The organism is Planctomycetota bacterium (genome assembly GCA_016872555.1).
Taxonomy (GTDB): Bacteria; Planctomycetota; Planctomycetia; order Pirellulales; family UBA1268; genus F1-20-MAGs016.
Window position 1 is genome coordinate 13,199 of record VGZO01000026.1, and the last position, 11,990, is coordinate 25,188.

Genomic DNA, 11,990 nt, shown 5'->3' on the forward strand with positions numbered 1-11,990 from the left:
TATATCCGAGGCCGTCGGCTCGGCTCAACGCGGCCTGCCCTGGCCCCCCTCGGGTCACCACCCGATCGAAAGCCGCCCGCTTCCCCGCACCGGCACGATCAGCGAGCGCTCGGCGGCAAGGACCGTCGGTGTCAAGGACACGCCGTTCCACGTCACGCTCCGCGGCGGCGGCACACGGGAGAGGAGCACGCGGCAGCCGTCGTCCGGCCACGTCGCCAGCTCCAGGTCGATGCGCTCGTCACTGGTGCGCTGCGACACCGTCGCTCCCGCCACGTGGACCAGCCCCCCGGCAGCCCGCCCGGCGGCGAGGCGCGTGACGGAGTACAGCGGCGTCGCGTTGAATGCATCGGCGAGGCTCGCCTGGAGCGTGCCGGGGTTGATCGCCGGGCCGTCGCCGCGCCCCTCGGCGAGGAGCCAGAAATCGGGGAGCAGGCCGCCGCGGCCGCGGGCGTCGTCGCGCGGAAACGTCATCGCCAGCCCGCAGCGCGTGATCCCCGCGGCGAGCGTGCCCCACGTGTCGCCCTGCTCGCCGTCGATCCGGGCCAGGTCCACGAGCGCTGCCGCGTAGACCAGCCCGCACCACTGCACCGGCTGGCCGATCCAATTGGGCGCGGTCCAGTGGGTCGCGCCGATCACGCCGGTCGTCGCGTAGATCCCCACCGCCGCCGGCGTCGGTGGGTCGAGGACGACCATCGTCGCCCCGCGCCACGCCCACTCGCGCGCCCTGGCGAGGTGATGCCCGTCGCCGGAGAGGAGATGGCCGAGGACGAAGCAGCGCACGAGGCGCGCCGCGGCGAGGATGTCGGGGGCGTGGAGGGGGATCTCCCAGGGCTGGGCACCGCGGGGAACGCCGCGCGGATGGTCGGCATCGAGCGCGGCCAGGGCCGCGAGCGCCGCCGCGATCGCCTGCTCGTCGCCGGTGAGCGTCGCCTGCTCGAGCAGCGCCTCGACGGCGATCGCGGTCAGGCCGTTGCAGTGGTCGGCACCGAGCGTGGCCGCGAGGTCGTCGGCTCCCGGGGCATACCGGGCCCGGCCCCCCTGCTCCGCCAGTCGCGCCGCCCCACGCATCACGCTCGGCGCCGCCGCGCGGACGACACGCGGCAGATCGCCGATGACCAGCGGCCCCACCGGCCGCCCCGCATGCCCGACACCCGACAGCGCCAGGGTGTCGGCCGGCAGCGCCACGATCGCCTCGCGCGCGGCTGTCTCGAGGCGCGCGGCAAGCGCCTCGTCGGCGACGTGCCGCGAGAGCCAGCCCATGAACACCGGCGCGTCCTCGGCAGGCTGCGGGGGGAACGACTCCCCCCACACCGCATGGCGCCAGCGCGTGCCGTCGCGCGCGGCCGAATCGAGCCAGCCATGGGCGAGCAGCCGGCTCGCCGCGGCGAGGCCGGTTGCCGGCGCGTCGGGTGGGCCGACCGGAAACGCCGGCAAGCCGTCGCGGGCGACACGGTCGGCAAGCGCCAGGGCCACGTCGTCGCCAGGGCCACCGCGGAGGCGCACGCGCTGCGCCAGTGGCTTGTCCGGGGCCAACTCGAGCACACGCTGCACCGCCACGCTTCCCTGCTCCCGCCACGGGCCGACGGCCGGCGACCACAGCCCGAGCAGGTGGGCGCCGGAGTCGAACGTCCGGTCGGGGGAATCCAACAGCGGCGACGCGGCGACGTCGCCGGGAAACCAATCGACCGCCAGCCAACGCCCGCGCGCCGCCAGGACCAGCATCCGGCTACAGACCGTGGTGGGATCGACGAGGCGCCGATCGGCGGCCGCCCCGCGGATCTCCGCCTCGCTGCCACTCGGCTCGTCCTCGAGATACTCGACACCCGGCAGGAGCGCCTCGGTCTTGCGTGGGCCGAACGAGCCGACACCGGCGACGAGCGACAGCCAGGGCAGATGGACGACGTCGCGCGGCCGGTCGACCGTGACGGTGGTCACGATCTCGACCGCCCCGGCGGCGGCACGGATCGCGCGCTGGAATCGCCAGGTCGCCGGATCGGTGCCGCCGTCGCGGTGCTCGGCAGTGAGCACGATGCCGTCGCCGTGCCGCACGAGCTGCACCTGCTCGGGATCGACAACCCGGCAGGCGCTGCCGTCCCACCAGGCGATCCGGTCGTCGGGCACCGTCGTCGCCAGGCTCTGGCCGTCGACTTCGACGGCCAGCGCGTTCCAGCACAGCGGATCGACGAACAGCGCGATCGACCCCGCGGCGACGCGTTCGACCGCGGCGGGCAGCTCGAGGGCCTGCGGCCGCACCGGAAGCGGCGGGCGGATCGAGAGCAGCGGCTCGACGGAGAGATCGACGACCACGGCGCGCGGCGTGCCGGCCGGCGGATCGAGCCGGAAGCGCATCCGCTCCGCGAGCCGCGCGACCGTGGCCACGAGCGTGCCCGGTTCCCCCGCCAGCGGCACGAGCGGCGCCGCCGCATCCTCGGTGAAGGTCTTGTCGGCGGCGGCGACGTACAGCCGCCACGGGGCGCCGTCGACGGCGGCGGTGCGGAGGCGCACTGCGAGGCGCCCGCCGTCGGGCACCGCGACGGCAGGGCCGACGACCCACGGATCCTCCCCGGAGCAGGCGATCGGGAGGCCGGCGGGACCGGCGCCCCCGATCGTCGCGTTGCCGTTGCCGCGCCACCCGTGACCGGGGCGGGTGAAATCGGCGACGACCGTCGGCGCGGCGGCGGCGGCATGGGCCCAGACGACTGCCAGCCCCGCGAGCATGCGTAGCACCGTCGTCATCGTGACTCCCCATGGCCAGCGTGCGCCGGCGCCGCGATCGTCGACTGACACCCTCACGCCCCGGCGCCGCCGATCGCCACCACCGTACGGCCGACGACACTGCCGGACAGCAGCGGGGCGAACGCCCCGGGCAACTCCGCCAACGGAATCGTCCGTGGGGCGATCCGGCCGAGGTGACGCGGCCGCAGGTCGCCGCCGAGGCGCCGCCAGACCGTGAGCCGCGTCGGCCGCGGCGTCTGCGCCGAGGCAATCCCGAGGAGATCGACGCCGCGGATGATCAGCGGCATCACCGTCGTGTGCAGCTCGCTCCCGCCGGCCATCCCGACGGCGGCGATCGCCCCGCCGGGGCCGACCGAGCGCGTGAGCCAGGCCAGCAGCGGACCGCCGACGTTGTCGATCGCCGCGGCGTAGCGCGCCTGCTCGAGCGGCCGCGTGCCGAGGTCGAGGCTCGCGCGCGGAATGACCTCGGCGGCGCCCAGCGCCCGGAGGTGATCGGCGGCATCCGGCTTGCCCGTGACGGCGACGACCCGGTAGCCGCGCGCCGCCAGCAGGTCGATCGCCACGCTCCCCACGCCGCCGCTGGCGCCGGTGACGACCACCGCGCCTGCCCCGCGCTCGAGGCCCTGCTGCTCGAGGCGGTGGATCGCCAGCGCCGCGGTGAACCCGGCCGTCCCCAGCGCCATCGCGGCGTGGGAATCGAACCCTTCCGGGAGGGCGACGACCCAATCGCCGGGCACGCGGGCGAACTCGGCGTAGCCGCCGTCGTGGGTCTCGGAGAGCCCGCAGCCGGTGACGAGGACCTCGGCCCCTTCGCGCCAACGCGGATCGGACGAGGCGACGACCGTGCCGGCGAGGTCGATCCCGCCGACGAGCGGAAAGCGCCTGAGGATCTTCCCGGCGCCGGTGGCGGCCAGCGCGTCTTTGTAGTTGACGCCCGAGTGGCGGACGCGGATCACGACGTCGCCGGGCGACAGGTCCTCGAGCGCCAGCGTCTCGTAGCGCGCGGCGACGCCGCCGTCGGCCTGGTGGATCCGGTAGGCGGTGAAGCGGGAGAACATGCGCACGCGGTCGTTGGCCCGGGGGGCAGCCGGCTTCCGCGCGGCTCAGCCGAGGTCGAGGACGCGCCCTTCGGAGAGCTTGATCGGTCGGTCGAGCCGGTCGCGGAGGACCGTGTCGGGGGGGACGCCGAGCGCGGCGTACATCGTCGCCAGGACGTCGGCCGGCGTTACCGGTGTGTCGGCGACCTCGGCCCCCTTGGAGTCGCTGGCGCCGACCACGCGGCCGCCCGCGACACCGCCGCCGGCGAGGACCGTGGTGTAGGCGTTGGGCCAGTGGTCGCGGCCGGCGTCCTTGTTGATCGTCGGCGTGCGGCCGAACTCGCCGGTGTTGACCACCAGCGTGTCGGCGAGCAAGCCGCGCTCGGCGAGATCGGCGACGAGCGCCCCGAACGCCCGGTCCATCGGCGGCACGATCTGGCGATACCGGCCGAGCAGGCCACCGTGCGTGTCCCATTCCTGGTTGAACGCGTTGTAGGCGACGAACTGCACGCCGGCCTCGGCGAGGCGCCGGGCGAGGAGCAGCGACTGGCCGATCTTCGTGCGCCCGTAGCGGTCGCGCGACGCGGCCGGCTCGTCGGCCAGGTCGAGCGCCCGGCGCACGCGGCCGTCGGTGACCAGGTCATAAGCGCTCGCCGCGAGCTGGTCGTAGCGCGTCGCGAGCTGCCGCTGGAGCAGCCGCGCGGCCGAATCGAGCCGGCGCGAGAGGTCGAGGCGCCGGGCGAGCCGGGGGCCGGTCATCCCGTCGGCGAGCGACAGCGACAGCGGCTTGAACGCCGGCGCGGCCGGATCCCCTTCGATCACGAACGGGTCGTGGACGGCGCCAAGGAAGCCGCCGTATTGCCCCGGCATCCGGTTGGAGGGACCGGGGATCGACAGCCAGTTGGGAAGCGACACGGCGCGCGGCACGCCGGGGACGGGGGCTTGGAGCGCGTCGAGGACGGCGGCCGGGCCGGGAAAATCGTCGGAGTGGGCCTCACGGTCTTGGTCGGGCTGGGCGGTGGACCCGGTGAGCGTGACGTAGGTCCCGGCGATGTGGTTGCTGAACCGGTGCGTCATCGAGCGGATCACGCACAGCCTGTCGGCGACCGCCGCGGAGGCCTCGAGCAATTCGCCGAACTGGATCCCCGGCACGGCCGTCGCGATCGGGCGGAACGGCCCGCGGATCTCGGCGACGGCCAGCGGCTTGGGGTCCCAGAGGTCGATGTGGCTGGCGCCCCCCTGGAGGAGCATGTAGATGCAGCGTGCCGCTCGGGGGCTCGCCGCGGTCCCGGCCGCCGCAGTCGCGCGGCGAGAGCTCGAGCCGGCGCCGATCCCGGCAAGGACGCTCACGCCGCCGATCCGCACCAGCTCGCGCCGTCCGCACCGCACGCCGTCGGCCCACCCGTCGCCCATCGCGGTCTCCTCGCCGTGAGAGCCGATCCTACCCCCGCCGCCGCCGCGGAGTCGAGGCGGAGCAGGTGCGACGGTCGAACCGTGACAGCGAACCACACGCGGTCGGGGCGACCACCTCGGACCACGGAGCCGCTCACTCCCCGCGCGGCGCCGGGCGGTACCACTCGCCGCGGAGCCAGTCGGCGACCAGCCCGATCTGCTTGGCCGACAGCGGCGGCGTCGCCCCCTCGTCGGCCGTGCCGAAGCGCGGCATCCGGTCGTTGGAATCTCCGTAGAAGCGCTCGTGCGTCGGGTCGGTGACGATCCCCACCAGCCACTCGCGCGATCCCCAGCCGGTGAGGTCAGGCGCGCTGCCCGCGGCAGTGCCGTTGCCATGGAACGTGTGGCACGAGCCGCAGCGGTCGCCGTCGGCGACGAGCGCACGCCCGCGCTCGATCACGGCACCGTCGATCCCGGCAGCGTTCCCCGCCTCGGCGGTCAGCGCCGCCGCCACCGCCTCGACGTCGGCCGGCGGCCAGGCGGCGCTGTCGGTGAGGTCGTTCTGCACGAACGACACCATGTCCCCCTCCTTGTGTGCCGTGTTGCCGAAATAGGCCGGGCCGGCCACCTGCCCGGGATCGAGCAGGCCCTTCATCCAGGCGACCGTGCCGAAGCCGTGGAGGTTCGCCGCCGAGCTGTTCGCGAGCACGCCCTCGGCCGTCGGGGCGGCCGGATCGACGTGGGCGTGGCAGCTCGCGCAGTGCTGCTCGAAGATCCGCGGCCCCTGGGTCGCCGGGTCGCTGCGGAGCAGGTCGAGCATCCCGGCGGGCGGGATCCGTTCCGGTCGGCCGGCCAGCTCCACGGCGCGGTGGGCCTCGGCATGGGCGGCGTCGACCGCATCGAGGAAGTCCTGCGAGTGGCGGGCGGCATCCCACTGGCGCTTGCGGGCGGCGAACGCCGCCAGCTTCGCCGGGTCGTTCCCCAGTTCGGCGGCGAGCTTCGCCTCGTCGCCGCCGGTGCGGTCGAGGAGCTGTTTGACGTCGGCGAGCGCCGCGGTGTCGGTCCAGCGGACGGCGTAATCCTCGCGCCACGCCAGTGCCGTGAGCACTCCCGCGCCGGCGAGCAGGCCGAGCGTGAAGGCGATATTGAAGCCGTGGCCGAGCCGCCAGCGCCCGATGATCGGCATCAGGAACATCGCCCCCATCACCAGCCCCGGCACGACGATCGCGCCGAAGAACTCGCCGCTGGCCCCCTGCCCCTCGAACAGCTTGAGGAACTGGAACAGGAACAGGAAATACCACTCCGGCCGCGCCGCGGCGTAGGGCTCGGAGGGATCGGCCGGGGCTCCGAGCTCGGCGCCCAGCGCCCCAAACTCGATCGGCCTGCCGTCGAGCACCGCGCGGAGCGCCGGCACGAGGATCACGCCGAGGACGACCGCCATCACCGCCAGGCAGGCGACGGCGTCCTTGAGCACCTGATCGGGCCAGAACAGCGCGTCGGGCTTCGTGAACGGCCGCTTCGCGCACAGCCCGTGCTTGCGGAACAGCGCCAGGTGGAGGGCGAGCATCACGACCAGCGTGCCGGGGAGGAACCCGGCGTGGAGCGCGAAAAAGCGCGTCAGCGTGTGGTGGCCGTAGTCGGGGCCACCGACGACCACCTGCTGCAGCGCCGGGCCGATCAGGGGCACCAGCCCGGCGAGATTGGTCGCCACGCGCGTCGCCCAGTAGCCCTTCTGGTCCCAGGGGAGCAGGTAGCCGGTGAGCGCCATCCCCAGCACGAGCATCATCAGGACCAGGCCGAGCCAGAAATTGACCTCGCGCGGCGCGCGGTACGCGCCGTCGATCACCACCTGGAGCAGGTGGAGCGCGAGCAGCACGACCATCGCCTGCGCCACCACGTGGTGGATCCCGCGCACCAGCCAGCCGCCGGCCATCTCGTGCTGGATGTAGTACACGCTCTCCCAGGCGGTCTGGGCCCCGGGGGAGTAGCTGCTCCAGAGGACGAGGCCGGTGATCACCTGCGTCATGAACGCGAACACCAGCGTGCTCCCCCACACGTAGCGCCAACGGGCGCCGCCGGGGACGCGCTCGTAGAGCGCCTCATGGACCAACGCCCGGTAGCCGGTGCGGTCGTCGAAAAAGTCGGCGAGCCGGCCGAGCAGACCGCGCTGCCCGGGAGAGGAGTGCCGGGTGGTGCTCATGGCCGGGCCTGCTTCTCGGCGACGCCGGTGTAGAAGTTCTGCCACAGGACCTCGACCTCACCCCCCGCGGCGACCCGGCACTCGAGCTCGTCCATCGCCCGGGGGCTGGGGCTGGGGTGGACGATCCCGCCGTCGATCGCGAACCGGCTGTTGTGGCACGGGCAGCGGAAGCACTTTTCCTGGGCGTCGACCTCGATGAAGCAGCCGGCGTGGGGGCAGGTGGCGGACAGGGCCTGGACGGAGTCGGAACCGGGCGCGCGCCGCAGGTAGACCGCGCCGATCGGTTCGGCGGCGAACCCGGTCCAGGCGTCGGTGCGATCGGCGACGACCGGGAACCGGCGCGGCAGGCCGTCGTCGGGGACCGCCTCGATGTCGGCGACCGGGCGGAACGCCGCCGCCGCCCCCTTCCGCCGGAGCGGGTCGAGAAACGTCCACGCCCCGGCGATCACGGGAGGAAGCGTCGCCAAGCCTCCGCACGCGAGCGCGGCCAGGCGCGTGAACAGATCGCGGCGCGGCGTGGGATCGGGGCGGGAGGCCGCAGGCGAACCGTGGTGGGGCGATCCCATGGGGAGTCTCCGGTGGGCCGCGCCAACAGGCGCTGCCCGGCGGGCCAACAGTGTACCGTTGGCGAGGGGGTGCGGTATGCCGACGACTCAGCGCCGCTCGCGGCCGGCACCGCCGGTGCGCGGCCGACCGCCGGCCGGCCGCCCCGCCAGCGCGCGGAAGATCTCGCCGACCGAGTGGGTCGCCTCGAGCGGATGCCGGAGAGGCCGTTCGTAATCGACGGCGTAACTGTTGCAGCGCCCCTGCTTGGTGCGGACGACGTAGCCGTCGCGGACGAGGTCGCTGACGATCCGGTGCGCGGCACGTTCGCCGATCCCCACCAGCGCGGCGATCTCGGCCAGCCGGACATCGGGGTTCTGCCCGATGCAGACGAGGACGTGGCCGTGGTTGGTGAGGAACGTCCACGCCGGACCGGCCTCCGGGCGGGGGGCATGCGGCGACGTGCGTGCGGAACGGGACGCCATCAGGCCATCTTAGCTTTTTCCTGGTCTCAATTGACCAGCTTTTCGATACATGTATTATGGGACATGATTTCCATGCCCAGAGGAGACGTGGCCATGACCGCTCGGATCACGCTTCGGACGGCCGCATCACGACCGGCGATCGAGAGCCGTGTCGCGACACTGGCGGGAAACGGCCCGTTTTCCGTCCGCGACATCTCCCCCCGCGAGGCGGAGACGTGGACGCTCACGCTCGGGCCGAGCCGGCCGGGAATGGCGATTGGCTTCGGCAAGGTCGCCGAGCTGCTCGTCCTCCTCGGCCGCGAATTCGACGTCGCGGCGGTCGACTGCACAGCCGATGAGGCGCTGGCGGTGGCCAGCTGACCTCCGTTTTCCATTCCCTGACCGACGAAATCCCCTCCACGGAATCCTGTTCATGGCGCGGCATGCAGTGACGGTGATCCCCGGCGACGGCATCGGCCCGGAGTGCGTCGGCGCGGCGACGGCGATCGTCGACGCCACCGGCGTGGGGATCGACTGGATCGAGCGGCACGCCGGCGAGCGCGTGTTCCGCCAGGGGATCGCCTCGGGCGTCCCGCCGGAGACGATCGATTCGATCGCGCAGACGCGCGTCGTCCTCAAGGGGCCGCTCGGCACCCCGGTGGGGTTCGGCGAGAAGTCGGCCAACGTCACGCTCCGCAAGCTGTTCGAGACGTTCGCCAACATCCGTCCGGTCCGCGAGTTGCCCGGGGTGACGACGCCGTTCTCCGGCCAGGGGATCGACCTGGTCGTCGTCCGCGAGAACGTCGAGGACCTGTACGCCGGGATCGAGCACATGCAGACGCCCGACGTCGCGCAGTGCCTCAAGCTGATCAGCGCCAAGGGGTGCGAGAAGATCGTCCGGACGGCGTTCGAATACGCCCGTGCCGAGGGGCGCGGCTCGGTGGCCTGCGCCACCAAGGCCAACATCATGAAGCTCACCGAAGGGGAGCTGAAGCGGACGTTCGAGCGGATCGCTCCGGAATACCCCGACATCCGCGCGTGGCACGTGATCGTCGACAACTGCGCCCACCAGCTGGTGAAGAAGCCGGCGCAGTTCGACGTCATCGTGACCACCAACATGAACGGCGACATCCTCAGCGATCTGACCAGCGCCCTGGTCGGGGGCCTCGGCTTCGCCCCGTCGGCAAACCTCGGCAACGGGATCGCGATCTTCGAGGCGGTCCACGGCTCGGCGCCCAAATACGCCGGCAAGGACGTGATCAACCCCACCGCGGTCGTGCTCTCGTCGGTGATGATGCTCAAGCACCTCGGCGAATTCGCCGCCGCCGCCGACGTCGAGCACGCCGTCCTCGTCACGCTCGCCGACGGGAAGCTCACCGGCGACGTCGTCGGCTACGACAAGGGGGTCGGGACGAAGGATTTCACCAGGGCCGTGATCGCCAACCTCGGCCGGCGCGCCGCCGGCTGGAAGGTGCGCGAGTCGAAGCCGATCCGGATTCCGACCGTGAGCCGCGATCCGGTGTTTCGCGCCGCGAAGACGAAGGAGGTCGTCGGCGCCGATATCTTCGTCGACAGCCCGCTCGACCCGGCGGCCCTCGGCCGGTCGCTCGAGGCGCTCGCGACGACCGGCCCGCTGAAGCTGAAGATGATCTCCAACCGGGGCACGAAGGTCTATCCGGAGGGGAACCCGGCGATCGACTGCGTCGCCCACAACCGCTGCCGGTTCGTGAGCCGCTCCGGTCAGCCGGTCGCGTTCGACGACGCCCTGTCGCTGGCGCGGCGCGTCAACGAAGCCCACGAGGTGTGCCACGTCGAGCGACTGCTCTCGATCGACGGCAGCAACGGCTTCACGAAGGCCCAGGGGGAGGACTGAGCCCGGTCGGGGCGGTCAGTGGTCGTCGTCGACCTGCGCGGCCCGCCACAACTCGCGGAACGTGGCGGCGACATACGGGTTGAGGGAGTCGGCGTAGTCGAGCGGCAGGTGATTGACCCGGATCAGCGCGATCACGTCGGCGAGATCCTGCGGGCGGTGGGCTGCCGTCATGCCGCTGGCGAGTTTCAACTCCAGCAGCGTGTCGAGCGCCACGTACGGGATGCCGTCGGCACCGACCTCCGCCACGGTCTCGGGTGCCGGAAATGCCACCGGTTTGGGCCGTCCGTCGCCGGGATAGTCGCCGACGATCAGCGTGTCGATCTTCACGCCGTGGACCGTGTCGCGGAAATTCTTCGAGCCTTCGCCGAGTCGAGCCAGCCGAGGCCGGCATGCCGCTCCTTGAAACGCGCGAGGTCCTCACGGCGGATGAGGATGCCGATGTCGGCCGTCGTCCGCCGGTGGCCATGGGCATTGGCGGCCATCGCCCCGGCGATCGCGAACGGGATCCCCATCTCGGCAAGCGCCTGCGTGAGGCGCCGCATCGCCTCGTGGATCGGGGATTGCGCCATGAAAAACCGATCGGCCGCGCGGGCGACGTCGAGGATCGGAACGGGCATGATGGCTGATATCCAGGATCCCCTGACCGTATCCCCGACGACGGGCGCCGGTCAATCGCCGGCGCCCCCGTGGCCTGGGCATACCGGCAGCGGCCGAGGCTCCCCGCGCACGTCACGTCCCGGTGGCGGGCCGAAGCCGCACCACCGGGCCGCTTGGAAACCGTCTGAACGCAGGCCGTGCCTCAGCCGCGCCGGCGGCGCAGCCGGCGCTCGAACAAGCCAAGGGCGCCGGTGACCATTGCCAGCACGCCCGTCGCACTCGCCGGGTCGATCTCCGGCACGGTCGTCACCAGGGCGATCTGGTTGCCGCCGAGGTAGTTGTAGTCGATCGAATAACCGCTCGGCAGACCGTTGACCGCGGTGAACGTGCCACCGGCGAGCGACAGATACTTCGCGAACACCAGATCACCGACAGGCGCGTTTACCACGTTGAACGTCACGCTCGACAAGGCGCCGAGAGTGAGCGTGTCCGACGAGCCGTCGAGGAGCCCGACCGAGGAACCGTCGACGTTCACCTTCAGGTCGCCCAGGAGCGAGAACCCACCCGTGAACGTCGACGTGCCGGGGCTGTCGGCGAATCCCAACTCCACGACCGAGCCGACGGCGCCGGTCGCAGGGCCGATCACGGTGCCGGCGTCACCGGCGAGTGTCTGACCGGCCGCGACTACGTAGCCGCCGGTGACTGCCGAGACGTCGAACGTGGCCGCCCCGAACAGCAGCGTCCCGCTCTGCGCGATGCTCGCCGACGGGCCGAGGGCCAGCGTGCCGCCGATCGACACGGTGGGACCGGTGTAGCTGTTCGATCCGGTGAAGGTCGTGTTGCTCTCAAAGTTGTAGACGAGGAGCGGTCCGCTCATCCGGTTGGGCACGTCGAGGTTGGCGGCACTGTGGGTGAACAACACCACGCCACCGCCGTCGGCAGTATTAGAGCCGAGGTTGCCGTTGATCGTGGCAGTGCTCTTGAGGAATCCGGGGGCGACGGGGTTGGTGCCCGTGCTCCCGATGAGCAGACTCCCGCCGCCGACCAGTTGCCCGCCGTGCCCCACGCGGCACTGGTAGCGCCAGTCCAGTAGGTGTCGGCCGCGTGGGCGACCGGTGCGAGAAAGAGAAGGAACGCGATAGCAACCG

11 protein-coding genes are annotated in these 11,990 nt (G+C 72.4%); 2 read left to right on the top strand and 9 right to left on the bottom strand.

Annotated features, from left to right (window positions below; all coding sequences use genetic code 11):
- Nucleotides 1–54: 54 nt before the first annotated feature.
- The 6 genes from FJ309_10230 to FJ309_10255 form a co-directional block, all read right to left on the bottom strand.
- Entirely contained in the window at nucleotides 55–2,736 is a 2,682-nt protein-coding gene (locus tag FJ309_10230) for a hypothetical protein (protein MBM3954973.1), read from the bottom strand.
- A 53-nt stretch (nucleotides 2,737–2,789) separates the two neighbouring features.
- On the bottom strand, nucleotides 2,790–3,794 hold the full coding sequence (locus FJ309_10235) for an acryloyl-CoA reductase (GenBank protein ID MBM3954974.1): 1,005 nt from the start codon (nucleotides 3,792–3,794) through the stop codon (nucleotides 2,790–2,792).
- Between the two features lie 45 nt (nucleotides 3,795–3,839).
- The gene (locus tag FJ309_10240; GenBank protein ID MBM3954975.1) at nucleotides 3,840–5,186 is read right to left on the bottom strand and encodes a DUF1501 domain-containing protein; all 1,347 of its coding nucleotides are present in this window, start codon (nucleotides 5,184–5,186) and stop codon (nucleotides 3,840–3,842) included.
- Nucleotides 5,187–5,319: 133 nt separating this feature from the next.
- Nucleotides 5,320–7,365 (bottom strand): c-type cytochrome, encoded by a 2,046-nt coding sequence (locus FJ309_10245; GenBank protein ID MBM3954976.1) that lies wholly within the window; start codon nucleotides 7,363–7,365, stop codon nucleotides 5,320–5,322.
- Nucleotides 7,362–7,931, bottom strand: coding sequence for a Rieske (2Fe-2S) protein (locus tag FJ309_10250; GenBank protein ID MBM3954977.1), 570 nt, complete (start codon nucleotides 7,929–7,931; stop codon nucleotides 7,362–7,364). Before FJ309_10250 ends, FJ309_10245 begins: the two co-directional genes overlap by 4 nt.
- Before the next feature lie 87 nt (nucleotides 7,932–8,018).
- Nucleotides 8,019–8,393: an Rrf2 family transcriptional regulator gene (locus FJ309_10255; GenBank protein MBM3954978.1), complete on the bottom strand. Its 375-nt coding sequence runs from the start codon at nucleotides 8,391–8,393 to the stop codon at nucleotides 8,019–8,021.
- Between the two features lie 93 nt (nucleotides 8,394–8,486).
- Between FJ309_10255 and FJ309_10260 the strand changes: the two genes are divergently transcribed.
- The gene (locus tag FJ309_10260; GenBank protein MBM3954979.1) at nucleotides 8,487–8,753 is read left to right on the top strand and encodes a hypothetical protein; all 267 of its coding nucleotides are present in this window, start codon (nucleotides 8,487–8,489) and stop codon (nucleotides 8,751–8,753) included.
- 52 nt (nucleotides 8,754–8,805) lie between these two features.
- Nucleotides 8,806–10,245, top strand: coding sequence for an NADP-dependent isocitrate dehydrogenase (locus tag FJ309_10265; GenBank protein MBM3954980.1), 1,440 nt, complete (start codon nucleotides 8,806–8,808; stop codon nucleotides 10,243–10,245).
- Between the two features lie 15 nt (nucleotides 10,246–10,260).
- Here FJ309_10265 and FJ309_10270 read toward each other — a convergent pair whose 3' ends face one another.
- The 3 genes from FJ309_10270 to FJ309_10280 all read right to left on the bottom strand — a co-directional run bounded on the left by FJ309_10270 (nucleotide 10,261) and on the right by FJ309_10280 (nucleotide 11,908).
- Nucleotides 10,261–10,572, bottom strand: coding sequence for a hypothetical protein (locus FJ309_10270; GenBank protein ID MBM3954981.1), 312 nt, complete (start codon nucleotides 10,570–10,572; stop codon nucleotides 10,261–10,263).
- Nucleotides 10,569–10,862, bottom strand: coding sequence for a hypothetical protein (locus FJ309_10275; protein MBM3954982.1), 294 nt, complete (start codon nucleotides 10,860–10,862; stop codon nucleotides 10,569–10,571). The genes FJ309_10270 and FJ309_10275 overlap by 4 nt, the downstream gene beginning before the upstream one ends.
- A gap of 182 nt (nucleotides 10,863–11,044) precedes the next feature.
- Nucleotides 11,045–11,908 (bottom strand): hypothetical protein, encoded by an 864-nt coding sequence (locus FJ309_10280; GenBank protein MBM3954983.1) that lies wholly within the window; start codon nucleotides 11,906–11,908, stop codon nucleotides 11,045–11,047.
- Nucleotides 11,909–11,990 lie beyond the last annotated feature (82 nt).